This is a genomic window from Streptomyces sp. NPDC047061, assembly GCF_040643955.1.
GTDB lineage: Bacteria > Actinomycetota > Actinomycetes > Streptomycetales > Streptomycetaceae > Streptomyces.
Map to the genome: position 1 here is coordinate 64,965 of NZ_JBEYVI010000008.1, position 25,853 is coordinate 90,817.

Genomic DNA, 25,853 nt, shown 5'->3' on the forward strand with positions numbered 1-25,853 from the left:
CCTCCTGGGCACCATGCGTCAGCGCCCGTCGCGTTCGGCCAGGCGCCTGGTGATTTCGGCTTTGACCGTCTCGTGGAGTTCCTCCGGCGTGAAGCCGAGGTTGCGGAGGATCTGGGCGGCCGGGCTCTCCGGGACGCGGATCAGGCCCAGGAGTGTGTGTTCCGTGCCGACCCAGTCGTGGCCGAGGACGGTCGACGCTCGGCGGGCCTGGCTGATGGCTTCCTTGCTCTCCTCGTGGAACGGGATGTGGCCCCGCAGGGACTTCTCTCCGGCCGGCGGGAGTGCTGCCTGGACGGCGTCGCGGATGCGCTGTTCCGACTCGGTCCCGGCGACCAGCACCTCGTAGGCCAGGCCCTGCGGTTCGCCGAGGAGGCCGAGGAGGAGGTGTTCGGTGCCGATGGAGTCGTGCTTCAGGGTGCGGGCGGCCTCCTGGGCCAGCACGATGCTGTGCCGGTTGAGGTTGGTGAACCGCTCGAACGCGGCGGGCGCGTGGCGTTGCTGGGCGGCCTGCTTGGACACGCCGATCGCGTCGCCGATCTGGGTCCACGACGCGCCGACCTGCTTGGCCTTGCTGACGTAGTGGTCGATGAGCTGGTCACCGAGGTCGGACAGGGTCTGGGCGCGCAGGCGGGCCTCGCTGATGCGGGCCAGTTCGCCGGCTTCGGGGAGTTCCTCGTCGAGACGGGCGATCAAGTCGGCCAGGCTGATGTCGAGTGGGCTCATGCGTCAATCCTAAGTTGACGATCCGTGGACGTCAACTTGTAATTGACGATTTTCTCAGGAGCGGTCGCACCGGACGGGTCGGGCCCCGCTGCTCCAACTCGCCTTCGGCATCGACTGCTTGAGAGTGGACCCGGTGCCAGGATGAGGGCATGACGACTATCCACGGGGAAGTGGCCGACGGGTTCGAAGGTGTACGGGAGGCGTTCCGCGCCAACTTTGCGGAGCGGGGGGATGTCGGGGCCGCTGTCTGCGTGTACCGGGACGGGCGGCCCGTGGTGGATCTGTGGGGCGGGGTCGCCGATCCGGACACCGGGCGGGAGTGGGAGCGGGACACCTTGCAGCTCGTGTACTCCGCGACCAAGGGCGTCACCGCCACCGTTGCCCATCTGCTCGCCCAGCGGGGGGAGTTGGATCTCGATGCGCCGGTTGCCGCGTACTGGCCCGAGTTCGGGGTGGAGGGGAAGGCGGAGATCCCGGTGCGGTGGCTGCTGTCGCACCGGGCCGGGGTGGTGACCGTCGATCCGCCGGTGCCGGTGGGTGACGCGCTGCGCTGGCAGCCGATGGTCGACGCCCTCGCCGCACAGCGGCCGGAGTGGGAGCCGGGGACCGCGCACGGGTATCACGGGCGGACCTTCGGGTGGCTGGTCGGGGAGGTTGTGCGGAGGGTCTCCGGGCGTACGCCGGGGCGGTTCTTCGCCGAGGAGGTCGCCGGGCCGCTGGGCCTCGACTTCTTCATCGGGCTGCCGGCGGCCGAGCGCGGGCGGGTCAGCCGGATGGTGTATCCGAAGCCGGAGGTCGATCTGAGCACCGTACCGCTGGACCTCGTGCCGCCGGAGGTACGGGAGTACGTCGCCGCGCTGCAGGATCCGCAGTCGTTGGGCAACAGGGCGTTCACCGTCACCGACCCCGCCGAGATCGACTTCAACTCGGCCGAGGTGCAGGCCGCGGAGCTGCCCGCCTCCAACGGGATCGGCACCGCGCGCAGCCTCGCCCGGATGTACGCCGCACTGATCGGGGACGTGGACGGGGTACGGCTCTTCAGCCCCGAGACGCTTGCGTCGGCGACCGCCGAGCAGGCCGGTGGGGTGGACAAGGTCATCATGCTGCCGACCCGGTACGCCTCCGGGTACATGCTGCCCGTCGAGACGAACCCCCTCGCCGGGCCCCGCGCCTTCGGCCACCCCGGGCGCGGCGGATCACTGGCCTTCGCCGACCCCGAGCACGGCATCGCCTTCGGGTACGTCATGAACAGCATCGTCGAGGGGGCCGAGGACCCGCGTGCGTCGGCTCTCGTGGAGGCGGTACGAGCCGCGTCGTGACCGGATGGGTCCGCCCAGGGGGACCCGTCCTGACCGTCCTGGACGCACGAGCGTACGTGCGCCCAGGACACCTTCAGAGACACCCGTCAAAGACACCCGTCACCGGAACGCCGCCACGTTGCGCCCCACCCACCCCCCGAACCCGCCCGCCGGGCGCCCCAGCACGGTCTCCACGTCCGCGCTGATCCGCAGCTCCGCCGGAAGCGGCGCCCCCAGGACGTCCAGCGTGCCCGTGACCGCCTCCTCCGGCATGAAGCGGGCCATGGCCGCGCGGGCCTCCTCGCGCGGGAGCTCCACCAGCGTCACCTCCTCGCCCAGCGCCGCGGAGACGGCCGCCGTCTGCTGACGCGGGCTGATGAGTTCCGGACCGGTCAGCTCGTACACGCGGCCCCCGTGGCCGTCCTCGCGCAGCGCCGTCGCCGCCACCGCCGCGATGTCCGCCGGGTCCACGACCGGGAGGGCCACGTCGGCGAACGGGGCGAAGACCGTGCGCTTGGCGCGGATCGTGTCGGCCCACGCGAAGGCGTTGGAGGCGAAGCCGCCGGGGCGAAGGATCGTGAAGTCGAGGCCCGACGCGCGTACCGCCGCCTCGAACTCGCGCAGGCGGGCGTGCGAGGCCGCCTCCGGGCGGGTCGCGCTGACCTGGGAGGAGACCAGGACGACCCGTTCGACGCCGGCGTCCTCGGCCGCCCGGAGCAGGAGCTTCGGGTCCTCGCCCCGGGCGTTGAGTTCGCCGCCCAGGACGATGAACAGGGCCCGGGCGCCGGCCAGGGGTGCCCGCATGCTCGCCGCGTCACCGACATGAGCCTCGGCCCATCGGACACCGGGCCGCCCACCGGACGCCTGCTGGGGGCGCCGGGACACCGCCACCACCGACTCCGCCGCCTCGCCGTCCTTCCCCGCCTCGGTCAGCAGGTCCACCAGCGTCCGGCCGATGTTGCCGGTCGCGCCCGTCACCGTGATCATCGAATTCCCCTGGAGTGAGTTAGTTGGCTGACTTATATCGCCGACTCGCACGCTAGCACGGTCCAACCCCGCGTTGTCTATAGTTAGTTGGGTGACCAACTCAGTGGATCGGCGGGCGCGGGCGTCGCAGAAGCGGCAGCGGCTGATGGCGGCGGCCGCCCGGGTCCTGCACGAGCAGGGCGTCGAGCGCACCACCCTCTCGGACATCGCGCGAGAGGCCGACGTCCCCGTCGGGAACGTCTACTACTACTTCAAGACCAAGGACGAGCTGGTCCAGGCCGCGCTCAGCGAACACACCGCGCATCTCGACGAACTCACCGCCCGGCTCGACCAGTTGCCCGATCCGCGCGACCGGCTCAAGGCGCTGGTCCGGGCGTGGGTCGAGCAGCGTGACGTCGCCGCCCGGTACGGCTGTCCCACCGGGACGCTGGCCGCCGAGCTCGGCAAGCGCACCGACGGGACCCTCGACGCCGAGGCCGGCGCGGTGATCCGGCGGCTGCTCGACTGGGCGGCGCGGCAGTTCCGGGAGATGGGGCTGTCCGGCGCGAACGGCAGCGGGGACGGCAGCGCGGACGGCAGCGCGAACGGGAGCGCCGACGGCCCGGACGGCCCGGATGACCTGGCCCTCACCCTCGTCGCCGGCTACCAGGGCATGTCACTTCTGGCCAACGCCCTGCGCGACCCGGAGATCATGAACCGCGAAGGCGCCCGTCTCCTCCGCTGGCTCGACTCGCTCCAGTGAGCCGCCCCTGAGAATCCTTTGAAACATTTTCCCGGCCCACCGCATCAATGAGGTGAGCGGCAGAGCGCCGGGAGCGGGGGACGGGGGAGCGTGCGGATGAGTCAGAGAGCTGGGGAGGACTACGCCGAGTTCGCCGCGGCGCGGGCCGGGCATCTGTACCGGTCCGCCTGTCTGCTCACCGCCGGGGACACCCATCTCGCGGAGGACCTGGTGCAGGAGGCCCTCGGACGGATCTACGTCCGCTGGGGCCGGGTCTCCCGCGTCGGGAACCCCGCCGGGTACGCGCAGACCGTCCTCACCCGGACCTTCCTCGCCCACCGGCGGCGGTTCAGCAGCAGGGAGCGGGCCCGGGACTCGTTCCCCGAACTGGCCGACACCGGCGCCGATACCGGCGGCACCGATCCCTCGTTGCGGCTGACCCTCCTCGACGCGCTGGCGCGGCTGCCCGCCAAGGACCGGGCCGTGGTCGTCCTGCGGTACTGGGAGGACCGGTCGGTGCACGAGACCGCGGACGCGCTCAACATGAGCTCGGCCGCCGTCCGTACGCGGTGCGTGCGCGCCCTCGCCCGGTTGCGCGAGCTGCTGGGCGAGGACCTCGCCGAGTACGCACGCCCCTGACCTCACTCCTGACCTCGCTCCTGACATCAACCTTGTGGAAACGGTGGTTCGTCATGCCCGTGGAGCAGCGGCACAACGACAGCGACAACAGCAGTGAGCGTGCCTTCGAGACGCGGCTCTCCGCCGCCCTGCACGACGCCGGCGACACCTTCGACACCGACCGGGGCGCGCTCGTCGCCGCCGGTACGGTGCGGGGGCGGCGGCTACGGCTGCGACGGCGGACGGCCGTCCTCGGCGGCGCCGCCGGGGTCGCGCTCGCCGGTGTGGGCGGGGCGCTGCTGGTGCCCTGGAGCGGGTCGTCGGCGGGACAGCCGCGGCCCCCCTCCTCCGTGAGCACCACCCCGCACCCCACGTCCTCCCCCGCGGCCCGCGCCGTCACCTCGGACGAGATGATCAGCACGCTGGAGAAGCTGCTGCCCAAGGGGACGTTCGGCAAGGCGGAGGGACGGGGTGTCGACGCGAGCGAGCCGCTCGTGGCGCCCTACGCCCAGGTCGTGTTCGACGACGGGCACGGCCCCGGCGCCATCAGCGTCGCCGTCGACCGGGTGCTGCCGGGCGGGTCCGACGCCCGGCAGGCCGTCCTGTGCCCGGACAAGACCTTTGTCCCGTACGACAGTTGCGTCACCCGGCATCTGCCCGACGCGTCGGTCGTCACCGTCGTCAAGAGGTACGAGTACCCCGACCGGCGGGTGGACACCAAGCTCTGGACGGCGAACCTCGTCACCCCGGACGGCCATCACGTCTCCGTCAGCGAGTGGAATGCCGCCGCCGAGAAGGGCGCGCCGATCAGCCGGGACGAACCGCCGCTGTCTGGCGACCAGTTGAAGGAGCTGGCGGCCGCGCAGGAGTGGCGCGGGGTCGTCGACGCCATTCCGGAGGATCCCCGGCAGACCCAGGAACCGCCCAGGGCGCAGGGGAACGGCAGGGCGATCCGGCAGACCCTCACCTCGCTCGTCCCGAAGGGGCTGAAGGTGGTGGCGCACGGGAGCGATGACGACGACCAGTTCACCTACGTCGTGGTCGACGACGGCAAGGGGCGGAGTCTCGTCCAGATCAACGTGCAGCCGGACATGTCCGATGTCGCGGGGCAGCTGTTCGGGGCCGGGTCCGAGACCCTCGCCGACGGGACCATGGTCGCCGAGCGGAAGCAGCCCGGGGAGAAGGACGGCGCCGGGGTCGTCATGTGGACCGTCGACACCATGCGCACCGACGGCTTCCGGGTGGTGATCAGCGCCTTCAACTCGGGGTCCCAGCAGAGTGCGGCGACGCGAAAGGCGCCGGCGCTGACCATGAAGCAGTTGCGCGCGATCGCGCTCAGCGCGAAGTGGCGGCCGTAGATTCGGGTGCGGGTGAGTGGGGGCTGGTCGCGCAGTTCCCCGCGCCCCCAAAAGGGGGCGCTACCCTCGGGAAATCCGGCAGAAGCGGCAGGAGCAGAAGGAGACACGCATGGCCAGGGTTCCCAGTTCGGTGATTGCCGCGGGTGGGCTCGTCGGGGGGTACGGCGTGGCCCGGTGGACGAAGAAGCGGCCGCTGGGCGGAGCCGTGCTGGCCGTCGCCGGGGCCGCCGCCGCGCAGCAGTGGCGGCAGCAGGCGGGCGGGAAGGCCGCCGGGGCGCTGTCGGCCGCTTATGTCGCCGCGTTCGCCGGGTCGCATCCGCTGGCCAAGAAGGTCGGTGCCTGGCCGTCCGTCCTCGGGGTGGCGGGCGCGGTGGCACTGGCGTCCTGGGCCGTCGCGGACCGCCGGGGCTGAATCCTTCTAGGTCGTACTGCGGAACGCCCGCCGGTATGCCTGCGGGCTCGTGCCGACCACTCTGCGGAAGCGTTCCCGGAAGGCCGTCGGGGAGCCGAAGCCCGACTGGGTCGCGATGCGTTCGACGGGGTGGGCGGTGGTCTCCAGCAGGTGCTGGGCCCTGCGTACCCGCGCCCGGTGCAGCCACTGCAGCGGGGTCGTGCCGGTCTGGTCGCGGAAGCGGCGGTTGAGGGTACGGGTACTCATACCGGCCTGCGTCGCGACCTCGTCCAGGGTCAGGTCACGGTCGCAGTTGTCCTCCAGCCAGGCCAGGAGGGGCTCCAGGGTGGCGCCCGAGGGGGCCGGGGGCTGGTCGTGGACGATGAACTGGGCCTGGCCGCCCTCCCGTTCCAGCGGCATCACCGACATCCGGGCGGTGTGCGCGGCGACCGCCGAGCCGTAGTCCTTGCGGACCATGTGCAGGCACATGTCCATGGCCGCGGCCGCGCCCGCCGAGGTCAGGAACTGTCCGTTGTCGACGTAGAGGACGTTCGGGTCCACCTCGACGGCCGGGTGCAGCGCGGCCAGGGTGTCGGCCGCGGCCCAGTGCGTGGTGGCGCGCAGGCCGTCGAGGAGGCCGGTGGCCGCGAGGACGAACGCCCCGACGCAGACCGACGCGATCCGCGTGCCGTTCGCCGCCGCCGCGTGCAGGGCTTCGGTGACCTCGGGCGGCAGGACGCAGGCGGGGTCCGCGACGCCCGGCACGATGATCGTGTCCGCCTCCGCGAGCGCGTCCAGCCCGTACGGCGCCCTGACCGTGAACGCGCCGCCCGCCGCGGTCACCTCGCCGGCCGGCCCGCACACCCGCACCCGGTAGGCGTCCCGGCCGTCGGGCAGCCGGGCCCAGCCGAAGGTGTCGATCGGCACGGTGAAGTCGGACGGGATGACCTGGTCCAGGACGAGTACGGCGACGGTGTGCATGGCAGGAAGCTAGCCGTTCGACGGAATTTCGCCAACGGCGGGTTCCTGTGCGGGGTGGATGACGGATGTGGGTGGCGAGAATCCGTCGAGTGGTGGCAGTATCGCCGCTTCTGCAAGATCCGCCGCCCGCCTACGGTCGACGCCGTGACCAAGTTCCTCCTCGCCGTCCATGTCCTCGCGGCGATCGTCGCGATCGGTCCCGTCACCGTCGCCGCCAGCATGTTCCCGCCGGCCGCCCGGCGCGCCATCGAGGCGCCGGACGACGTCCGGGCCGCCGAGACCCTTCGGCTGCTGTACCGGATCTGCCAGGTGTACGCCGTCGTCGGCGTCGTCGTCCCCGTGTTCGGGTTCGCCACGGCGAGCTCCATGTATGTGCTGGGCAGCGCCTGGCTGATCACGTCGATCGCGCTCACCGCGCTCGCGGCGGTCGTGCTCGGCGCGCTGGTGCTGCCCCGGCAGAGTGCGCTGGTGGAAGGCGGCCCGGACGCCCGGACGCGGCAGGCCACCGTGCAACTGGCCATGTTCACCGGGGTGTTCAACCTCCTCTGGGCCGCCGTGACGGTGCTGATGATCGTGCGGCCCGGGTCGACGACCGGCGCCTGACCGGAGCCGGCCGGCGCGGCCTCACCGGCACCTGACCGGCTCCCCGGTTTCTGTTATCGGGGCCGTGCCGGTTCGTCTCCCAGGGCATGCAGATGACTCGACAGATCAGCCGCCGAAGCATGCTGAAGGTCTCGGGAGCAGCGGCGGTGGGGGCCGCCGCGGGGGCCGTCTCGGTGAGCGGCACCGCGGTCGCCGCCGGAGCCTTCGCCCATCCCGGCCTGCTGCACACCCGTACCGACCTCGCCCGCATGGCCGCCAAGGTGAAGGCGGGCGCCGCGCCCTACACGGCCGGGTTCGCCCGGCTCACCGCCAACCGGCACGCGCAGAGCGGCTGGCAGGCGCGGCCGCAGGCCGTGGTGTACCGGGGCTCGGGCACCCCGGAGAACTACTCGATCCTCTACAACGACATCCACGCCGCCTACCAGAACGCCCTGCGCCACCACGTGACCGGCGAGAGCGCGTACGCCGACACCGCGGTCGCCGTCCTCAACGCCTGGTCCGCCACCCTCACCGCGGTCAACGGTTCCGCCGACCGGTTCCTGGCCGCCGGCCTGTACGGCTACCAGTTCGCGAACGCCGCGGAACTCGTCCGGGACCACGGGGACTTCGAGCTCGCCCGCTTCCAGGAGATGCTGAGCAAGATCTTCGGCGCGGTCAGCGACGACTTCCTCGTCCGGCACAACAACGCCGTCGTCTCCAACTACTGGACCAACTGGGACCTGGCCAACATGGCCTGCGTCCTCGCCACCGGCGTCTTCTGCGACGACCGCGCCCAAGTCGCCCGCGCCGTCGACTACTTCAAGCACGGCGCCGGGCTCGGCGCGATCAAGAACGCGATTCCCGTCGTGGACGACGACGTGGACGCGGACGAGGGCGGGCTCGGCGAGTGGCTGGAGGCCGGGCGTGATCAGGGGCACGCGCTGCTCGGGGTCGGGCTGATGGGCACGTTCTGCGAGATGGCCTGGAACCAGGGGATCGACCTGTACGGGTACGACGACAGCCGGTTCCTCAAGGGGGCGCAGTACGTCGCCAAGTGGAACCTGGGCGGGCAGGTGCCGTTCACCGCGAGCACGCGGCGGAAGGGGGCGGTCGGCGGGTGGTCGGGGAGCGAGACGGTGACGGCCGCGGCCGGCGTCGATCCGTCGATGATCCGTCCCATCTGGGCGATGATCGCCAACCACTACACCAAGCGGCGGGGCCTGCCGGCGACGTACGTCACCCGGATCGCGGCCAAGGCGGCGCCGGAGGGCGGCGGCGGGGACTACGGGCCGAACAGCGGCGGGTACGACCAGCTGGGCTTCGGGACCTTGACGTTCACGCGGGACCGGGCGAGCGGGGGGACGGCGGCGGGGGGTACGACGTCGACGTCGTCCTCGTCCTCGCCGAGCCCGGCGGCGTCCGGGTCCGCCTCGGCGTCGGTATCGGGATCCGCCACCTCACCGGTCCCGGGCTCTGGTTCGGCTTCGGCTTCGGCTTCGGCGTCGTCCGCGCCGTCGGCCATGGGCAAGGGCGGCGGCGACCTTGCCAGCACCGGGACCGGTGACATCGTGGCGTGGAGCGCGGGGGCGGGGATCACGGCACTGGCCGGTGGGTTGCTGTTGCTGCGCAGGCGGGCGCGGGGCGGTCAGTGACGGCGCCTTCGCGAGGCTTCCCCGGGGGCTTCCCCGACGGGGGCCCCGCTCACGCGTCCACGGTGGCGAGCGACAGTGCCCAGAGGCGTTCGGCGGCATCGGCGGCGAGGGCGAAGGGGGCCACGCCGCCGGAGGCGCCCGGCATCGCGTCGGACGTCAGTGTCTCCGCCTCGTTGCAGTCCTCGAAGTAGCGGCCGCCGATGCCCTCCAGCAGCGGGGAGGTCGCGACCAGCACGCTCGTCGCGGCACCCTGGGCGGTCGTCTTGAACCGGATCGACATGCCGAGGATCGAACTGGACTCGCCGGCCGCCGCGGCGGAGCGCAGCTGCGCGGCCTGCTCCGGGTCCATGTGGCGGGACAGGTTGGTCTCCATGATCACGCCGGGGTGGACGGCGTTCGCGGTGATCCCGTCGGCCGCCCAGTGGCTGGTCGCACCGACCGCGAAGAGGACGTTGGCCGTCTTCGACTGTCCGTAGGCGAGCCACGGGTCGTACGGGCGGGAATCGAAGTTGATGTCGTCGAACACGACCGGCGAGGCGTGGTGACCGCTGGAGCTCAGCGACACGATGCGCGCGTTGCCGGCTGCCGCGAGCGCGTCGTGCAGGCCGTGTGCGAGCGCGAAGTGGCCGAGATGGTTGGAGGCGAACTGGAGCTCCCAGCCGTCCGGGGTGCGGTCGAGCGTGGGCAGCGCCATCACTCCGGCGTTGTTGACGAGGATGTGCAGCGGTCCGGCCCAGGCTCCGGTGAAGACCGCGATCGACTCGCGGTCGAGGAGGTCGAGCCGTGCGACATGGACGTCGTCGTTGCCGGTCGCCTTGCGGATGTCGGTCGCGGTGCGCTCGCCGGCGTCCGTGTTGCGGACCGCGAGATGCACGCCAACAACGCCGGTCGCCCGTACGTCTGGGACAAGGTCTACTCGGACATCCCGCCCTCCCCGGTGACCGCGGTGACCGTGCCCGACAACCGCTTCACCCTAGAGGGCAGGGATCTTGTCATGGTCGAGGTCGGGCACACCGACACCGAGGCGACCAGCGTCCTGCACGTGCCCGACCTCGCGCTCGTCGTGGCCGGTGACGTCATCTACAACGGCGCCCACCAGTACGTCGGCGAGGCCGTGCTCGCGGGCCTGGACTCCTGGCGCCGGGCGATCGACCAGGTCGAGGCGCTGAGCCCGCGCTCGGTCGTCGCCGGCCACAAGAAGTCCGAGCTCGACGACGACGCGGCGCGGACGATCACCGAGACACGGGAGTACCTGGACGTCGCCGAGGAGCTGATGGGCACCGAGAACAGCGCCGTCGACTTCTTCAACGCGATGATCGCCCGCTACCCGGACCGCATCGGGCGCACGGTTCTGTGGTCGATGTCCCAGGCCGTGTTCGGCATCCGTGAGCACCCCGGCGAGGACCCGGTCCAGTTCATCGCCGGCGGCTGGCTCTAGACCGCGGGATCCCCGGGCGCACCACCCTCTGGCGCGCCGCCCGCCGCCGTGTCGCCGGGCGGCGCGGCGGCCGTCAGCGGCCGGGCGATGTCCTCCAGCGGGCGGCGCTCCGCGTTCACCGCCAGCGCCACCGCCACCAGCCCCGCCGCGCACATCAGCCCGGCACCGATCTGGAAGGCCAGCACCGTGTCGGCCACCTTGCCCGTCCCCGTCAGGTCGGCGAAGAGGAGCGGCCCGCTGATGCCGCCGGCCGCCGTGCCCAGGGCGTAGAAGAAGGCGATGGACATCGCCCGCGTCTCCATCGGGAAGATCTCGGAGACGGTCAGATAGGCGCTGGACGCTCCCGCCGAGGCGAAGAAGAGAACCCCGGACCAGCACGCCGTCAGGGTTCCCGCGCTCAGCACGCCCCGGCCGAACAGCCAGGCCGTCAGGAAGAGGAGCAGCCCGGACAGGATGTACGTCGACGAGATCATCACCCTTCTCCCCACCGTGTCGAAGAGCTTGCCCAGCAGCAGCGGGCCGAGGAAGTTGCCGACCGCGATGACCACGAAGTAGTAGCCCGTGTCCCCCGTCGGCACGTCGAAGAACTTCGTGAGGATCGCGCCGAAGCCGAAGGTGATCGCGTTGTAGAGGAACGCCTGGCCGACGAAGAGGGAGAAGCCGAGGACGGCGCGGCGCCGGTAGTCGTGGAAGACCGTGCGGGCGATCTCGGCGAACGTGACGCTCTCGCGCTGGTGGATCACCAGTTCGCCGGCCGGCTCGGGCAGCGGGGCGCCCTTCTCGGCCGCCACCTGCCGCTCGATCGACGTGACGATCTCCTCCGCCTCCCGCTCCCTGCCGTGGATCAGCAGCCAGCGCGGGCTCTCCGGGACGTTGCGCCGTACCAGCAGGATGACCAGGCCGAGGACGACGCCCAGCGCGAAGGTCAGGCGCCAGCCCACGTCCTTCGCCAGGAAGTCCGTGTCCAGCGCGACGATCGACAGCAGCGAGCCGCCCACCGCGCCCACCCAGAAGCTGCCGTTGATGATCAGGTCGACGCGGCCCCGGTAGTACGCCGGGATCAGCTCGTCGATCGCCGAGTTGATCGCCGCGTACTCGCCGCCGATGCCGAAGCCGGTCAGGAAGCGGAAGGTGAAGAACCACCAGGGGGCGAAGGAGAGCGAGGTCAGGGCGGTGGCGGCCAGGTAGACCGCCAGGGTGATCATGAAGAGTTTCTTGCGGCCGTGGCGGTCGGTGAGGCGGCCCCAGAAGAGGGCGCCGACGCAGGCGCCGGCCACGTAGAGCGCCGCGGCGGTGCCGGTGACCTGGGCGGAGGAGATCGCGAGGCCGCTGCCCGGTTCGGAGAGGCGGCTGGAGATGTTGCCGACGACCGTGACCTCCAGGCCGTCCAGGATCCAGACCGTGCCGAGGCCGATGACGATCGTCCAGTGCCAGCGGGACCAGGGGAGGCGGTCCAGGCGGGCCGGGATGCGGGTGGTGATCGTCCGGCCGCCCGCCGTCGTGTCCACGCCGGCATGCGCACCCGCACCCGTACCCGCATCCGCACCCATCGCGCCTCCTCGGCCGGGAAAGGGAACCGCAACCCCGGCCGGGTGCCCCGCTCCGGGCGCGCTACGCCCCCAGTGCCCGGGACACCGTGAAGATCAGCACGCCGGCCAGCGACCCCACCACCGTGCCATTGATCCGGATGAACTGCAGGTCGCGGCCGATGTGCGCCTCGATCTTCCGGGTGGTGTGCTCCGCGTCCCAGCCGGCCACCGTGTCGGTGATCAGGGACGTGATCTCCTTGCGGTACGTCGTCACGACGTGCACGGCCGCGCCCTCGACCCAGCTGTCGACCTTGTCCTGGACCTTGGGTTCGGTGGCCATCCGGGCGCCCAGGGAGATCAGGGAGGCACGGACGCGCAGCCGCAGCTCACTGCGTTCGTCCTCGGCCGCCGAGACGATCATGGACCGTACGGCCGTCCAGGCGGACGCGATCAGGTCCTGCACCTCGCCGCGGCCCAGCACCTCGCCCTTGAGCCGCTCGACGCGGGCCCGGGTGTCGGTGTCGGACTGGAGGTCGTTCGCGAAGTCGGAGAGGAAGCGGTCGAGGGCGCCGCGGGCCGGGTGGGAGGGCATGTCCCGCATCTCGGCGCAGAAGCGCAGCAGCTCCTTGTAGACGCGCTCGCCGACCTTGCGGTCCACGAAGCGGGGGGTCCAGCCGGGGGCTCCGCCCTGGACGGCGTCCATCACGGAGTCCGCATGCAGCACCAGCCAGTCGTGCGCGCGGGTGACGACCAGGTCGACGACCCGCTTGTGGCCGCCGTCCGCGACGACCCGCTCCAGCATCTTGCCGATGCCGGGGGCGATCTCCTGGGCGTCGGCCCGCCGTGTGATGGCTTCGCCGACGACCGCCTGGACGTCGGAGTCCCGCAGCACGGTGAGCGCGCCGCGGAGCGCTGTCGCGAGCTCGGCGGTGACCCGGTCGGCGTTGTTCGGCTCGGCCAGCCAGGCGCCGAGGCGGCTGCCGATGCCGACGGCGCGCAGCCGCTGCCTCACCACGTCCTGGGAGAGGAAGTTCTCCCCCACGAACTCGCCGAGCGAGACGCCGAGCTGGTCCTTCTTGGTCGGGATGATCGCGGTGTGCGGGATGGGGAGGCCGAGGGGGTGGCGGAACAGGGCGGTCACCGCGAACCAGTCGGCGAGCGCGCCGACCATGCCGGCCTCGGCGGCCGCGGCCACGTAGTCCGCCCAGGTGCCGGCGCCGGCGCCGGACGCCCACTTCGCCAGCACGTACACGAGGGCGACCATCAACAGCAGGCCGGTCGCCGTGCGCTTCATACGCCGGACGCCGCGTTGGCGCTCCTCGTCGGCGGGTGTGAAGGCGTTCATGGACTTGTAGGAAGGGGCGGCCTGCGCCACCCGCTCTCCCTCCCCGTCCACCGTTTCCGTACGTTCCTCCATCGGCTCCACCCGTTCGCAGCCGGCACCACCCTCACGGTGACCCCGCACCCATTGTCCCTACCTCACCTACTCCCGAAACGAGCGAGGAGTTCCCACCCCGCCGCGACGGCGATCAGCCACGACGGCGGATTTCGGCGGTGCCGAACCGGCGGGCTGGTCGCGCCCACGCGGCGGAGCTGCACATCCATACACACCGCTGGGTTGGCTGCGCCGCCGGCGCTCAGAATGCCCCGTCGATCGTCGGCTGCGCCGTCGCCCCTCAGTGGTCCCCGTGTCTCCGGTGGTTCCGGTTTTCGCGGCGTTCCTCGCGGTGTTCGCGGCGCTGCTGGTGCCACTCGTGGCGGGCCTCGTGGAGTTCGTGGCGGGCTGTCCTGCGGTCGAGGCTCTGCTGGCGGCGTTCCTCCTTGAGCCGCTGGCGTTCCGCCTTCGTCACCTTGTGGGCCACCTCGACGCCGCCCCAGAACGCGAAGCCCGTCACGACCACCCTCGGGGCGCCCGGGTCCGGCGACATGTCGTGCTCGCGTTCGTCGAAGCCGCCCATGATGCCGATGCCGCGCATCACCACCTCGACGCCCGGCGGCACGATCACGCTGATCCCGCCCATGATCGCGACGCAGTTGATCACGACCTCGCCGTCCGCGAAGTTCGCCTCGCGCAGGTCGATCTCGCCGCCGCCCCAGAACGCGAAGGAGTTGAAGCGTCTGGGCACCGTCCAGCGGCCCTTGCGCTGGAAACCGGACATCACGGCCACCGCCCACGAGGACGTGCCCTCGCCGCCGATGATCCGGCCTCCCCAGCTCCCGCTCGTCGCAGGGGGTTTGCTGAGCGACACCGGCGGCTGCACGCCCGCTGCCGGCAGGTCTCTCGTGATCGGCGTCAACTCGCCGTACGTACGGGCCTGGTACGTCGCCTCCAGCCGCTCCTCGAACTCCTCCATGTCGAGGCGCCCCTCCGCGAGGGCGTCCCTGAGGACCTCGGCGACTCGTTCACGATCGGCGTCGGAGGCGCGCAACTCCGGGGCATCGTCGGTCATGGAGGCAGACTACGAGTTCGCGGCGCCGGGGACTATGCGGTGGCCCGGTCCGGTGGGGGGTTGGGGGTGTCCCCCATGGAACGCAGCATCTTCGCGATCACCGCCTCGATGTCCGGCTCCCGGACCGACAGGTCGGCCAACGGGTACTCCGCCGCGATCCGCGCCACCAGCGGCGCCGCCGACTCCGACGCCGGGAACGCCAGCCACTGCCTCGGCCCCTCCACCCTCACCACCCGCGCCGCCGGGCCCGCGTCGATCGGCGGGAGCTCCCGCTCCAGGTCGACCACGAGGGTGCGCTCGCTCTCCCCCGCCTCGTGCAGGCCGGTGAGCGGACCGTCGTACATCAGCCGCCCGTGGTCGATGACCATCACCCGGGAGCACAGCTGCTCGATGTCCTGGAGGTCGTGGGTGGTGAGCAGGACCGTGGTGCCGCGTTCGGTGTTCAGTTCGCGGAGGAACTCGCGGACCTTGGCCTTCGAGATCACGTCCAGGCCGATGGTCGGTTCGTCGAGGTAGAGGACGTCCGGGTCGTGCAGCAGCGCCGCCACGATGTCGCCGCGCATCCGCTGGCCGAGGGAGAGCTGGCGGACCGGGACGTCCAGGAGGCTTTCCAGGGAGAGGAGTTCGACCAGGCGGTCCAGGTTCTCGGCGTAACGGGCGTCCGGGATGCGGTACATGCGGTGCATCAGGCGGTAGGAGTCGATGAGGGGGAGGTCCCACCAGAGGGTCGTGCGCTGGCCGAAGACCACCCCGATGCGGTGGGCCAGGCGGGTCCGTTCGCGGGACGGGTCGATGCCGGCCACCCGGAGCCGGCCGCCGCTCGGGGTCAGGATGCCCGTCAGCATCTTGATCGTGGTCGACTTCCCGGCGCCGTTCGGGCCGATGTAGCCGACCATCTCGCCGCGCGCCACCGTGAACGAGAGCGAGTCGACCGCCCGTACCTGCCGCCGTTCCCGTTTCAGGAACCCGGCCTTCTTCCGGACCTCGAAGACCTTCTCCACCCGGTCGACCTCGATGAACACGTCCGACATCAGATCAACTCCCCGTACTCCGATACGCCCTGAGACCCGCCCGCCACGCCAGACCCGCCAGCGCGCAGCACACCAACGCCACCAGCGGCGGCGACCACGCCGCCCACGCGGGCAGCCGCAGCGGATACGGCCGCCCCAGCACGTACGCGGCCGGCACCCAGTTCACGAAGGCCAGCGGCAGCATGAACGTGACCCCGCGCACGAAGTCCTTCCCGAACACCGTCGGCGGGTACTGGAGCAGCGTCGTACCGCCGTACGTGAACGCGTTCTGCACCTCCGCCGCGTCCTGCGCCAGGAACTGGAAGGCCGCGCCCGCCACGAACAGCGCGCAGAAGATCGCCGCGCCGGCCGCCAGCGTCAGCGGGACCAGCAGTACCTTCGCCGGCGTCCAGTCGATGCCGACGGAGACCAGCGCCCAGCCCAGCACCACGGCGCCCTGGGTGATCCGGCCCAGGCGGCGCAGCGCGAAGTGGTCCGCGCCTATCTGCGCGAGCACCGGGGCCGGCCGGACCAGCAGCGTGTCGAAGGAGCCGTCGCGGATCCGGGTGCCCAGCACGTCCATCGAGCCCAGCACCAGGTCGGCGACGCCGAACGCGGTCGCCGACAGGCCGTACAGGAAGGCGACCTCGGGCAGCGACCAGCCGCCGAGCGAGTCGACCTGCGAGAACATCAGCAGGATCGTGGCGAAGTCCAGCCCGGTCACCAGCAGGTTCCCGGCCATGGTGATGGCGAAGGACGTCCGGTAGGTCATCGTGGAACGGATCCACATCCCGGCGATCAGCAGGTAGGCCCGAAGGCCGTCCCGGGCCCGCTCACCCGCCCCGCGCCACCCGTCCGGAACACGCTCACCCACCCTGCACCACCACCCGCCGCGTCGCCGCCGACTGCAGCAGCCGCCCCGCCGCCAGCAGCGCCACCGCCCACGCGGCCTGGAAGGCGAACGCCCCGGCCACGCCCGTCTCCCCCAGCAGCACGTCCGCCGGCATCTGGATCTGCGCCGCCCACGGCAGGACGCGGACGACCTCGCCGAAGGCGCCCGGGAAGACGTTCAGCGGCAGGGTCATGCCCGAGAAGAAGATCCCCGTGATCATCAGCACCTGGTTGACGCCCATGCCGTCCAGCAGCCAGAACGCGCTCAGCGCGACCAGGTAGCGGATGCCGAAGCTGACGAGCATCGCGAGGAACAGCGCGACCAGGAAGGCGGCCCAGGTGCCGGCGTCCGCGGGCAGCGCCATCGGGAAGAACACCGCTCCGACCAGGAAGGGGATCACGCCCCGCCCCAGCATCTGGAACAGCGAGCGGCCCAAATCGGTCGCCAGCCACCACAGTTGCAGATCGGCCGGACGGTACAGGTCGATCGCGATCGCGCCCGTGCGGATACGCTCCATCAGGTCTTTTTCCACGCCCCCGCCCTGGATCGCGAGGGTCGCGTACAGGCACTGACCGAGCCACACATAGGTCACCGCCTGTGCCTGGTCATAGCCTCCGAGGTGCGGTTTCTCGTCCCACAGCGCCAAGTACGTGTAGACGAGGATGATCCCGAAGGCCGTGTTGGTGAACACCCCGGCGGCGGTGGCCGCCCGATACGTCGCGTACCGTCGGAAACCCCCCGCCGCGACGGCCGTGTACAACCGTCCCGCGCCCACGCCAACCGACCTCCCGGACCGCCCGACACCGAAGCGCAGGAGCTTACTGCGCCGACGACATCGCAGGCCACGCAATTTCCGTGACCGAAGCGTGCCGGAATCCGGGAACGGAACGCGCGGTGCGAGAGTCTTCAACAGGGGGCGCAGAAGCGTACGAGGTCGTACGGGAACGAATGTACGACGCGAAACAGGAGTCCGTGCACGACATGAGCGACGAGCCGCAGCCGCAACAGCCGAACCAGGGCGGCGGAGGCCCGACGGAGCCGCCGGCTGCGGCCGAGGAGAAGAAGACCCCGCCGGTGGCCGAGGCGAAGCAGCCGGAGCCGCCCGCGGCGGCCGAGGAGAGGACGACGGAGCCGCCCGCGGCGGGCGGCAGAGCGGGCGAGAGAACGGACGAGAAGAAGATCGCACCGCCGAAGGCGGCGGCCGAGGACACCCAGACCCGTCAGCTCACGGCGGTCACGGTGCCCAGGGCGCGCCCGCCCGCGGCGGCCGAGACCACCAGGCAGGACACGCAGGACACGCAGACACGGCAGCTCGCGGCGGTCAGGGTGCCGAAGGCGGCAACGCCTCCGGCAACCACCGCGGTCACCGCGCCCCCGGCACCCACCGCGGTCACCGCGGTCCCGGCACCCGGGGCCGAACCGGCCGCGGCCGCCGTGCCGACGAACGGGGGCGAGAAGAAGATGAAGCGGCCCAAACGGACCGGATGGCGGCGGATCATCCCGACCTGGCGGATGGTGCTCGGCACCTTCGTCATCGGCGTGCTGCTGGTGATCGGCCTGTTCTTCCTCGGCTACTCGATGGTGAAGATCCCGGCGGCCAACGCCTTCGCCACCAAGCAGAGCAACGTCTACCTGTACGCCGACGGCTCCCAGCTCGCCCGGGACGGCGAGGTCAACCGGGAGAACGTGGACCTCTCCCAGGTCTCCGCGGACGCCCAGCACGCCGTGCTCGCCGCCGAGGACCGCGACTTCTACACCGAGTCCGCCGTCGACCCCAAGGCCATGCTGCGCGCCGCCTGGAACACCGCGACCGGCAAGGGCACCCAGTCCGGCTCGACGATCACCCAGCAGTACGTGAAGAACTACTACCTCGCCCAGGAGCAGACCGTCACCCGCAAGGTGAAGGAGTTCTTCATCTCGATCAAGCTGGACCGCAGCGAGTCCAAGTCCCAGATCCTCGAGGGCTACCTCAACACCAGCTACTTCGGCCGCAACGCCTACGGCATCCAGGCCGCCGCCCAGGCCTACTACGGCATGGACGCCACCAACCTCGACCCGGCCCGCGCCGCCTACCTCGCCGCGCTCGTCAACGCGCCGAGCGAGTACGACGTCGTCGCCCACCCCGAGAACAAGGCCGCGGCCGTCGCCCGCTGGAACTACGTCCTCGACGGCATGGTCAAGAAGGGCTGGCTCAGCGAGTCCAAGCGGGCCGGCATGAAGTTCCCGATGCCCAAGGAGCAGACCGTCTCCACCGGGATGTCCGGGCAGCGCGGCTACATCGTCAACGCGGTCAACGACTACCTGATCAAGAACAAGATCGTCGACTCGGACGCCCTGGAGGCCGGCGGCTACCGCATCACGACCACCCTGCAGAAGTCCAAGCAGAACGCCTTCGTGAAGGCGGTCGACGACAAGCTGATCTCCCAGCTGGACAAGAAGAACAACAAGGTCGACAACTACGTGCGGGCCGGCGGCGCCTCCGTCGACCCGAAGACCGGCGAGGTCGTCGCCATGTACGGCGGCATCGACTACGTGAAGCAGTACACCAACGGCGCGACCCGCGGCGACTTCCAGGTGGGCTCCACCTTCAAGCCCTTCGTCTTCGCCTCCGCCGTCGACGACGGCTCCACCACCCAGTCCGGCCAGACCATCACCCCGAACACCTACTACGACGGCACCAACAAGCGCGCCGTCCAGGGCTGGTCCGGCGGCGCCTACGCGCCGGAGAACGAGGACGAGAGGTCGTACGGCCAGATCACCGTCCGCAAGGCCACCGACCTCTCCGTGAACTCGGTGTACGCGCAGATGGCCGTCGACGTCGGCCCGTCCAAGGTCAAGCAGACCGCCGTCGACCTGGGCATCCCCGCCGACACCAAGGACCTCCAGCCCTACCCGTCCATCGCCCTCGGCACCGCGACCGCCAGCGTCCTGGACATGGCCGAGGCGTACGCCACGCTCGCCAACCACGGCAAGCACGGCACGTACACGATGGTCGACAAGATCACCAAGGACGGCACGCAGGAGATCAAGCTGCCGAAGTCGACGAGCAAGCAGGCCGTCAGCCGGCAGGCCGCCGACACCACCACCTCCATCCTGCAGAGCGTGGTCGACAACGGCACCGCCACCGCCGCCCAGGCCGCGGGCCGTCCGGCGGCCGGCAAGACCGGCACCGCCGAGGAGGACACCGCGGCCTGGTTCGCGGGCTACACCCCGGACCTCGCCACCGTCGTCTCCGTGATGGGCCAGGACCCGGTCACCGCCGCCCACAAGTCGCTGTACGGCGCCCTCGGCCTCGCCCGCATCAACGGCGGCGGAGCCCCGACCGAGATCTGGGCGCAGTACACCAAGGCCGCCCTGAAGGGCACCACGGCCTCCGACTTCGACCTGGACCTCCAGGCGGGCGCCGAGACCGTGGCCCCGGGCACCCAGGCCCCGGCCACCCCGGGCACCGGCGGCCAGGACAACGGCGGCACCACCGACCAGGGCCAGGACAACGGCGGCACGGACGGCGGCGCCGACAACGGCGGCACGGACGGCTCCACCACCGCCGGCGCCACGACCGACGGCTCCACCACCGACGGCTCGACCACGTCCGGTACGACGACCTCGGGCACCGACTCGGGCACCACGACCTCGGGAACGGACTCCGGCACGACGACCGGAACCACGGCAGGGACGACGACCAGCGGCACCAGTACCGGTACGACGACCTCGGGCACCGATACCGGCACCAGTACCGGCACCACAGCGGGCGACGGAGGCGGGTTCGGGTTCATCCAATGACCGCCGGTCCGTGAGGGCCGGTCAGTGAGGGGCGATCAGTGACCGCTGGTCGCCTTGAGTCCCACCACGGCGACCAGCAGCAGGGACACGAAGAAGATCCGGGCGGCGGTGGCCGGCTCCCCGAGCACCACCATCCCGAACACCGCCGCCCCGGCCGCCCCGATCCCCACCCACACGCCGTAGGCGGTACCGATGGGGAGCGTCCGCGCCGCGTACGACAGCAACAGCATGCTGGCGACGATCCCGCCGCCGGTGAGCAGACTGGGCACGAGCCGGGTGAAGCCGTCGGTGTACTTCATGCCCACGGACCACCCGACCTCGAGCAACCCGGCGACGACAAGCAGAACCCAGGCCATGACGGCACCTCCGAGAAGCTTCGCTGACGTATCTCCGGCAGCGGGGGGTGCGTCGTCTTTGCCTCCACGGTCCCGGTACGGCGCGTCTCGTCGGGCTGGCTCCTTCGAACATAGCAAACAAATAGCAAAGGGGCCTGGTGACCGCAGTCACCAGGCCCCTTTCGTCCTCTGAATCACAGATACAGGCCGGTCGAGTCCTCCGAGCCCTCGAACCGGTCGGCGGCCACCGCGTGCAGATCGCGCTCCCGCATCAGCACGTACGCCACCCCCCGCACCTCGACCTCGGCACGGTCCTCCGGGTCGTACAGCACCCGGTCGCCGGGCTCCACCGTCCGCACGTTCTGCCCGACCGCGACCACCTCGGCCCAGGCCAGCCGGCGCCCGACCGCCGCCGTGGCGGGAATCAGGATGCCCCCGCCCGACCGCCGCTCACCCTCACCGGTGTCCTGCTTGACCAGGACCCGGTCGTGCAGCATCCGGATCGGCAGCTTGTCGTGCCCGCTGCCCTGCTCGTCTCTCTTGGCGCTCACGCCCTTGAACCTACCTGCCTCTGATCAGCTCTTGCGCCGCCGGGTACCGCTGAAGACCAGCAGCCCGACCACGCCCACGGCGACGAGGGCGACCGGCACCACCCGCTCCAGCCGCGGCGCGCCCTCGTCGTCCACGAACTGGGCCCGCACCTCACTCACGACCCGGTTGACCTGGACGTAGGCCTTCCCGAGCGTGTGATCGACGTTGGCCGCGACCTTGGCCTTCGCATCGCCGACGATGGTCTTCGGGTGCACCCGCACCCCGATCTCGTCCAGCGTCTCGGCCAGCACCTCGCGGCGGCGCTTGATGTCCGCCTCGATCTGCGCCGGGGATCTGGTGTCCGACGTCTCCGCCACCGTAGGCCCTCCGAAGTCTGCCGTACTGCCTGTTCTGGACAGTCTGTCAGTTCTCGCCACCGCTGCCATGCCAGGACCCCCCGTTACGCTAGACCGATGAGCGAGCGACTCCAGCCCGGGGACGTAGCCCCCGACTTCACCCTCCCCGACGCCGACGGCAACGAGGTGTCCCTCTCCGCCCACAAGGGCCGCAAGGTCATCGTCTACTTCTACCCGGCGGCCCTCACCCCCGGCTGCACGAAGCAGGCCTGCGACTTCACGGACAACCTCTCCCTCCTCGCCGACGCCGGCTACGACGTCCTCGGCATCTCCCCCGACGCCCCGGAGAAACTCGGCAAGTTCCGCGAGAAGGAGAACCTCAGGGTCACCCTCCTCGCCGACCCCGACAAGAAGGCCCTGGACGCCTACGGCGCCTACGGCGAGAAGATGAACTACGGCAAGACCTACCTGGGCGTCATCCGCTCCACGATCATCGTCGACGAGGACGGCAAGGTAGAACGAGCCCTCTACAACGTCCGCGCCACCGGCCACGTAGCCAAGATCATCAAGGACCTGGGCATCTGAGGCCCACCTGATCCACCACCACTGACGGCTCGCACCGGGGTGACCTGGCGCGAGCCGTTTCCCTTTTCCGGTTTCCGTGCGTGACTGTCCGATAACCAGTTCGTTACTCCGTACGGGCTGCGAACGCGCGGCCGGAACGGGGGGCTCGATGGGAGCGAGTGCGTACACCAGGGAGCGGCTGGAGGCGGAGGTCGCCAAGGCACGGAACTGGACCGATCTGATGAGACGACTCGGCCTGAAACCAAGTGGGGGCCAGCGGCGGGTGCTCCAGGAGCACGTAGCCCGTCACGTCCTCGATTCGAGCCACTTCGCCAAGCGCAGTCCTTGGCGCAAGTACCCGGACGCCGCCATCGCCGAGGCTGCCGCCGATTCTTCCTCGCTGCGCGAAGTCGCGTTGAAACTGGGCGCCACTCCGGCTACCGGAACCCTGTCCCACATCCGGCGCCGCATCGGCGCTGCCGGGATTGACATCAGCCATTTCCCCGGCATGGATCGCGCCGAAGTGGACCTTCCGTTCACGGCCGAGGAGTTGAAGGCCGCTGCGGCGAATGCGACCAGTATCCGGGGCGTGGCTCGCGCCCTGGGCGTACCGGACGACAGCCGATCGCGGGCAACCCTGAGCCGCATGCTGCGCAGCCAGGGTGTCGACATGGGGCACTTCTCCCACCAGCGTGCATCGATCCCCGAGGGCAGGCCCCGCGAAGCCGTAGAACACGCCACGAGTTACGCCGACGTGATGCGCGACCTCGGCTTGGACGTGAACGACACCAATCACCGGCGTGTTCGGCGTGCAGCGTCTCGACTCGGCCTGGACACAAGCCACTTCAAGCGCAGGACATGGGCACGGCCGGAGCGTCCCGCCCCCGCGCCCGTCTCACACCGAGTACTGATCGTTCTGCCCTCGGATGCGGGTCGGACGAACAGATCTCAGCTTCATCGAGCCCTGGCCGAGATCGGCGTGCCATACACATGTGAGTCCTGCGGCAACAGGGGCGAGTGGCTGGGGCAGACGATCACTTTGCAGATCGACCACGTCAACGGCGACTGGCGCGACAACCGCCGGGAGAATCTTCGGTATCTATGCCCCAACTGTCACGCGCTGACGGAGACGTGGTGCCGTCAGAAGGCGAGGGATCCCCTCGTCGCCCAACGCTCTCTACCCGTACACTGAACGCTACCGGTCGAGTGTGATGACCGTTTTTGAGCGGCCGTGATGGAATTTGGCAGTCATGCTGGGTTTAGGTCCCAGTGGGTTCACACCCGTGTGGGTTCGAGTCCCACCGGCCGCACGCGCACAAAGGGGCTGCCCGACCAGGCAGCCCCTTTCTCGCCCTTCAGCCCAACAGCTCCCGCACCACCGGCACCAACGCCCGGAACGCCTTCCCCCGGTGGCTGATCGCGTTCTTCTCTGCCGGGGTCAGTTCGGCGCAGGTCCGGGACTCGCCGTTCGGCTGGAGGATGGGGTCGTAGCCGAAGCCGTTGGTGCCGGAGGGCGTGTGGCGCAGGGAGCCGCAGAGTTGGCCCTCGACGACGCGTTCCGTGCCGTCCGGGAGGGCGAGGGCCGCCGCGCAGGCGAAGTGGGCGGATCGGTGTTCGTCGGCGATGTCGGAGAGCTGGGCGAGGAGCAGGTCGAGGTTGGCCTTGTCGTCGCCGTGGCGGCCGGCCCAGCGGGCGGAGAAGATGCCGGGGGCGCCGTTCAGGACGTCCACGCAGAGGCCGGAGTCGTCGGCGACGGCGGGGAGGCCGGTGGCCTGGGCGAGGGCGTGGGCCTTCAGCAACGCGTTCTCGGCGAAGGTGACGCCTGTTTCCTTGACGTCGGGGATGTCGGGGTACGCGTCCGCGCCCACCAGTTCGTGGGGCAGCCCCGCCTCCGCGAGGATCGAGTGCAGCTCGGTGATCTTTCCGGCGTTGCGGGTGGCGAGGATCAGGCGGGTCGTCATGGCCAGCAGTATCGCAAGGGCCGGGGCGGTGCCTTACGGGGTGCAGACCTTGGTCAGTTCGCCGGCCGCGTCGGTGACCGGGGTGACGTCGGGGGTGGAGTCGCCGTTCCTGACGGCCGTGCGGACGTTGTCCACGGCCTGCTCGAGGTGGTCGACCGCCTTGTTGACGTCGGCGTCGTCGGTCTTGTCGCCGATCTTCTTGAGGTTCTGCTGGATGGAGTCGAGGGAGGCCTCGGTGCGGGTGGGGTCGTCGGCGGCGTTCTCCACGGCCTGCTGGAGTGCGGTGACGCTGTCGGCGATGGAGTCGGCGGTGCGGACGCAGTCGAGTGCCGTGTTGACGGAGTCGCAGCCGGTGAGGAGGGCGGTGGCGAGTGCGGCGGTCGCGGCTACGGCGGCGATGGTGGTGGTGACGCGACGGCGTCCTCGGCGTCGGCTGGCGGCCATGGTGGTGTCCCTCCCCGTGGTACGGCTGGCCGGGCGCACGGTTGTACGTGCCGTGCGCCCGTATTGATAGGGACGCGGGGTCGGTCGTCGGGGTTGCCCCGTCGTACCTCGGGTTTTTCCCTTCCCTTTACTTCGACCGCTATTCCTGCCGCTACCTCTGCCGCTACTTCTTGAGTGCCTCGTCGAGTGCCGTCTGCTGGATGGTGGCCAGGTCGGTGCAGCCGGCGACGGCGAGGTCGAGGAGGGCGTTGAGTTCGTCGCGGGCGAAGGGTTCGGCCTCGGCGGTGCCCTGGACCTCGACGAAGCGGCCGTCGCCGGTGCAGACGACGTTCATGTCGGTCTCGGCCTTGACGTCCTCCTCGTAGCAGAGGTCGAGGAGGGGGACCGCGCCGACGATGCCGACGGAGACGGCCGAGACGGTGCCGGTGAGGGGCTGGCGGCCGGCCTTGACGAGCTTGCGTTCCTTCGCCCAGGTGACGGCGTCGGCCAACGCCACGTACGCGCCGGTGATCGCCGCCGTGCGGGTGCCGCCGTCCGCCTGCAACACATCGCAGTCCAGGACGATCGTGTTCTCGCCGAGGGCCTTGTAGTCGATGACGGCGCGGAGGGAGCGGCCGATGAGGCGGGAGATCTCGTGGGTGCGGCCGCCGATCCTGCCCTTGACGGACTCGCGGTCGCCGCGGGTGTTGGTGGCGCGGGGGAGCATGCTGTATTCCGCGGTGACCCAGCCCTCGCCGCTGCCCTTGCGCCAGCGGGGGACGCCTTCGGTGACGGAGGCGGTGCAGAAGACCTTGGTGTCGCCGAAGGAGACGAGGACGGAGCCCTCGGCGTGCTTGCTCCAGCCGCGTTCGATGGTGACCGGGCGGAGTTGTTCGGGGGTGCGGCCGTCGATTCGAGACATGGCGACGAGCCTATCCGGAGCGTGAGCACGGGAAGGGGCCCCTCCCCAGGAGGGGAGGGGCCCCTTGGGGGCGAGCGGTGTCGCTCACATCATGTCTTCGATCTCCGCGGCGATCGGGTCGGCGTCGGTGCCGATGACGACCTGGATGGCGGTTCCCATCTTGACGACGCCGTGGGCGCCGGCGGCCTTGAGCGCGGCGTCGTCGACCAGCGAGGCGTCGTGGACCTCGGTGCGCAGCCGGGTGATGCAGCCTTCGATCTCGTCGATGTTCTCGATTCCGCCGAGGCCGGCGACGATCTTCTCAGCCTTGCTGGCCATGTTCCTTCTCCCTGATCCGAACCGCTTTGT

General features: G+C 70.7%; 28 protein-coding genes, 1 tRNA gene and 1 riboswitch. Of the genes, 12 read left to right on the forward strand and 17 right to left on the reverse strand.

Annotated features, from left to right (window positions below; genetic code table 11):
• Window positions 1-18: 18 nt before the first annotated feature.
• Window positions 19-723 carry a Clp protease N-terminal domain-containing protein gene (locus tag ABZ887_RS14875; RefSeq protein ID WP_361288218.1) on the reverse strand — a complete coding sequence of 235 codons (705 nt, stop codon included), beginning with the start codon at window positions 721-723 and terminating at the stop codon, window positions 19-21.
• A gap of 149 nt (window positions 724-872) precedes the next feature.
• Here ABZ887_RS14875 and ABZ887_RS14880 point away from each other — a divergent pair, with 149 nt between their 5' ends.
• A complete protein-coding gene (locus ABZ887_RS14880) occupies window positions 873-2,042 on the forward strand; it encodes a serine hydrolase domain-containing protein (RefSeq protein ID WP_361288221.1) in 1,170 nt (389 codons plus the stop codon).
• A gap of 99 nt (window positions 2,043-2,141) precedes the next feature.
• Here the strand turns inward: ABZ887_RS14880 and ABZ887_RS14885 are convergent, their stop codons facing one another.
• Window positions 2,142-3,008 (reverse strand): NAD(P)H-binding protein, encoded by an 867-nt coding sequence (locus ABZ887_RS14885; protein ID WP_361288224.1) that lies wholly within the window; start codon window positions 3,006-3,008, stop codon window positions 2,142-2,144.
• Between the two features lie 91 nt (window positions 3,009-3,099).
• Here ABZ887_RS14885 and ABZ887_RS14890 point away from each other — a divergent pair, with 91 nt between their 5' ends.
• The 4 genes from ABZ887_RS14890 to ABZ887_RS14905 all read left to right on the forward strand — a co-directional run bounded on the left by ABZ887_RS14890 (window position 3,100) and on the right by ABZ887_RS14905 (window position 6,117).
• Window positions 3,100-3,750, forward strand: coding sequence for a TetR/AcrR family transcriptional regulator (locus ABZ887_RS14890; RefSeq protein WP_361288227.1), 651 nt, complete (start codon window positions 3,100-3,102; stop codon window positions 3,748-3,750).
• A 96-nt stretch (window positions 3,751-3,846) separates the two neighbouring features.
• Window positions 3,847-4,368, forward strand: a complete 522-nt coding sequence (locus tag ABZ887_RS14895; protein ID WP_361288230.1) for a SigE family RNA polymerase sigma factor — start codon at window positions 3,847-3,849, stop codon at window positions 4,366-4,368.
• A gap of 53 nt (window positions 4,369-4,421) precedes the next feature.
• Entirely contained in the window at window positions 4,422-5,705 is a 1,284-nt protein-coding gene (locus tag ABZ887_RS14900; RefSeq protein ID WP_361288233.1) for a hypothetical protein, read from the forward strand.
• Window positions 5,706-5,814: 109 nt separating this feature from the next.
• Window positions 5,815-6,117 (forward strand): hypothetical protein, encoded by a 303-nt coding sequence (locus ABZ887_RS14905; RefSeq protein ID WP_361288236.1) that lies wholly within the window; start codon window positions 5,815-5,817, stop codon window positions 6,115-6,117.
• 6 nt (window positions 6,118-6,123) lie between these two features.
• Here the strand turns inward: ABZ887_RS14905 and ABZ887_RS14910 are convergent, their stop codons facing one another.
• Entirely contained in the window at window positions 6,124-7,077 is a 954-nt protein-coding gene (locus ABZ887_RS14910) for a helix-turn-helix domain-containing protein (RefSeq protein WP_361288239.1), read from the reverse strand.
• Window positions 7,078-7,221: 144 nt separating this feature from the next.
• On the opposite strand from ABZ887_RS14910, the gene ABZ887_RS14915 reads away from it, so the two are divergent.
• Together ABZ887_RS14915 and ABZ887_RS14920 are read left to right on the forward strand one after the other, a co-directional pair.
• Complete coding sequence (locus ABZ887_RS14915; RefSeq protein WP_361288242.1) at window positions 7,222-7,680, forward strand: hypothetical protein; 459 nt, start codon at window positions 7,222-7,224, stop codon at window positions 7,678-7,680.
• A 119-nt stretch (window positions 7,681-7,799) separates the two neighbouring features.
• Window positions 7,800-9,311: an alginate lyase family protein gene (locus ABZ887_RS14920; RefSeq protein ID WP_361288245.1), complete on the forward strand. Its 1,512-nt coding sequence runs from the start codon at window positions 7,800-7,802 to the stop codon at window positions 9,309-9,311.
• 49 nt (window positions 9,312-9,360) lie between these two features.
• Here ABZ887_RS14920 and ABZ887_RS14925 read toward each other — a convergent pair whose 3' ends face one another.
• The gene (locus ABZ887_RS14925; RefSeq protein ID WP_361288248.1) at window positions 9,361-10,185 is read right to left on the reverse strand and encodes an SDR family NAD(P)-dependent oxidoreductase; all 825 of its coding nucleotides are present in this window, start codon (window positions 10,183-10,185) and stop codon (window positions 9,361-9,363) included.
• On the opposite strand from ABZ887_RS14925, the gene ABZ887_RS14930 reads away from it, so the two are divergent.
• Window positions 10,180-10,749 (forward strand): hypothetical protein, encoded by a 570-nt coding sequence (locus ABZ887_RS14930; RefSeq protein ID WP_361288251.1) that lies wholly within the window; start codon window positions 10,180-10,182, stop codon window positions 10,747-10,749. The genes ABZ887_RS14925 and ABZ887_RS14930 overlap by 6 nt on opposite strands.
• Here ABZ887_RS14930 and ABZ887_RS14935 read toward each other — a convergent pair.
• From ABZ887_RS14935 to ABZ887_RS14960, 6 genes are all read right to left on the reverse strand, one after another.
• Complete coding sequence (locus ABZ887_RS14935; RefSeq protein ID WP_361288254.1) at window positions 10,746-12,299, reverse strand: MFS transporter; 1,554 nt, start codon at window positions 12,297-12,299, stop codon at window positions 10,746-10,748. The genes ABZ887_RS14930 and ABZ887_RS14935 overlap by 4 nt on opposite strands.
• 61 nt (window positions 12,300-12,360) lie before the next feature.
• Window positions 12,361-13,695: a DUF445 domain-containing protein gene (locus ABZ887_RS14940; protein WP_361288257.1), complete on the reverse strand. Its 1,335-nt coding sequence runs from the start codon at window positions 13,693-13,695 to the stop codon at window positions 12,361-12,363.
• A 259-nt stretch (window positions 13,696-13,954) separates the two neighbouring features.
• Window positions 13,955-14,728, reverse strand: a complete 774-nt coding sequence (locus ABZ887_RS14945) for a DUF1707 domain-containing protein (RefSeq protein WP_361288260.1) — start codon at window positions 14,726-14,728, stop codon at window positions 13,955-13,957.
• A gap of 32 nt (window positions 14,729-14,760) precedes the next feature.
• On the reverse strand, window positions 14,761-15,759 hold the full coding sequence (locus ABZ887_RS14950) for an ATP-binding cassette domain-containing protein (RefSeq protein WP_361288263.1): 999 nt from the start codon (window positions 15,757-15,759) through the stop codon (window positions 14,761-14,763).
• 4 nt (window positions 15,760-15,763) lie between these two features.
• Window positions 15,764-16,528, reverse strand: a complete 765-nt coding sequence (locus tag ABZ887_RS14955) for an ABC transporter permease (RefSeq protein WP_361288655.1) — start codon at window positions 16,526-16,528, stop codon at window positions 15,764-15,766.
• A gap of 76 nt (window positions 16,529-16,604) precedes the next feature.
• Window positions 16,605-17,390, reverse strand: coding sequence for an ABC-2 family transporter protein (locus ABZ887_RS14960; RefSeq protein WP_361288658.1), 786 nt, complete (start codon window positions 17,388-17,390; stop codon window positions 16,605-16,607).
• Window positions 17,391-18,091: 701 nt separating this feature from the next.
• Between ABZ887_RS14960 and ABZ887_RS14965 the strand changes: the two genes are divergently transcribed.
• A complete protein-coding gene (locus ABZ887_RS14965) occupies window positions 18,092-20,413 on the forward strand; it encodes a transglycosylase domain-containing protein (protein WP_361288661.1) in 2,322 nt (773 codons plus the stop codon).
• Between the two features lie 35 nt (window positions 20,414-20,448).
• Here ABZ887_RS14965 and ABZ887_RS14970 read toward each other — a convergent pair whose 3' ends face one another.
• From ABZ887_RS14970 to ABZ887_RS14980, 3 genes are all read right to left on the reverse strand, one after another.
• Window positions 20,449-20,769: an SMR family transporter gene (locus tag ABZ887_RS14970; RefSeq protein ID WP_361288266.1), complete on the reverse strand. Its 321-nt coding sequence runs from the start codon at window positions 20,767-20,769 to the stop codon at window positions 20,449-20,451.
• A gap of 46 nt (window positions 20,770-20,815) precedes the next feature.
• A riboswitch (guanidine-III (ykkC-III) riboswitch) is annotated at window positions 20,816-20,884 on the reverse strand.
• Window positions 20,885-20,942: 58 nt separating this feature from the next.
• Window positions 20,943-21,299, reverse strand: a complete 357-nt coding sequence (locus ABZ887_RS14975; RefSeq protein WP_361288269.1) for a co-chaperone GroES — start codon at window positions 21,297-21,299, stop codon at window positions 20,943-20,945.
• A 24-nt stretch (window positions 21,300-21,323) separates the two neighbouring features.
• Window positions 21,324-21,656, reverse strand: a complete 333-nt coding sequence (locus ABZ887_RS14980) for a DUF3618 domain-containing protein (RefSeq protein WP_361288272.1) — start codon at window positions 21,654-21,656, stop codon at window positions 21,324-21,326.
• Between the two features lie 96 nt (window positions 21,657-21,752).
• Here ABZ887_RS14980 and bcp point away from each other — a divergent pair, with 96 nt between their 5' ends.
• From bcp to ABZ887_RS14995, 3 genes are all read left to right on the forward strand, one after another.
• Window positions 21,753-22,220 (forward strand): thioredoxin-dependent thiol peroxidase, encoded by a 468-nt coding sequence (gene bcp, locus ABZ887_RS14985; protein WP_361288275.1) that lies wholly within the window; start codon window positions 21,753-21,755, stop codon window positions 22,218-22,220.
• 148 nt (window positions 22,221-22,368) lie between these two features.
• Entirely contained in the window at window positions 22,369-23,391 is a 1,023-nt protein-coding gene (locus tag ABZ887_RS14990) for an HNH endonuclease signature motif containing protein (protein ID WP_361288278.1), read from the forward strand.
• Between the two features lie 33 nt (window positions 23,392-23,424).
• Window positions 23,425-23,509, forward strand: a tRNA-Leu gene (locus ABZ887_RS14995).
• A 45-nt stretch (window positions 23,510-23,554) separates the two neighbouring features.
• Here the strand turns inward: ABZ887_RS14995 and rdgB are convergent.
• From rdgB to ABZ887_RS15015, 4 genes are all read right to left on the reverse strand, one after another.
• Window positions 23,555-24,160 carry an RdgB/HAM1 family non-canonical purine NTP pyrophosphatase gene (gene rdgB, locus ABZ887_RS15000; RefSeq protein ID WP_361288281.1) on the reverse strand — a complete coding sequence of 202 codons (606 nt, stop codon included), beginning with the start codon at window positions 24,158-24,160 and terminating at the stop codon, window positions 23,555-23,557.
• 33 nt (window positions 24,161-24,193) lie between these two features.
• Entirely contained in the window at window positions 24,194-24,604 is a 411-nt protein-coding gene (locus ABZ887_RS15005; protein ID WP_361288284.1) for a hypothetical protein, read from the reverse strand.
• A 163-nt stretch (window positions 24,605-24,767) separates the two neighbouring features.
• Window positions 24,768-25,505, reverse strand: a complete 738-nt coding sequence (gene rph / locus ABZ887_RS15010) for a ribonuclease PH (RefSeq protein WP_361288287.1) — start codon at window positions 25,503-25,505, stop codon at window positions 24,768-24,770.
• An 84-nt stretch (window positions 25,506-25,589) separates the two neighbouring features.
• Window positions 25,590-25,823 carry a PTS glucose/sucrose transporter subunit IIB gene (locus ABZ887_RS15015; protein WP_089106674.1) on the reverse strand — a complete coding sequence of 78 codons (234 nt, stop codon included), beginning with the start codon at window positions 25,821-25,823 and terminating at the stop codon, window positions 25,590-25,592.
• Window positions 25,824-25,853 lie beyond the last annotated feature (30 nt).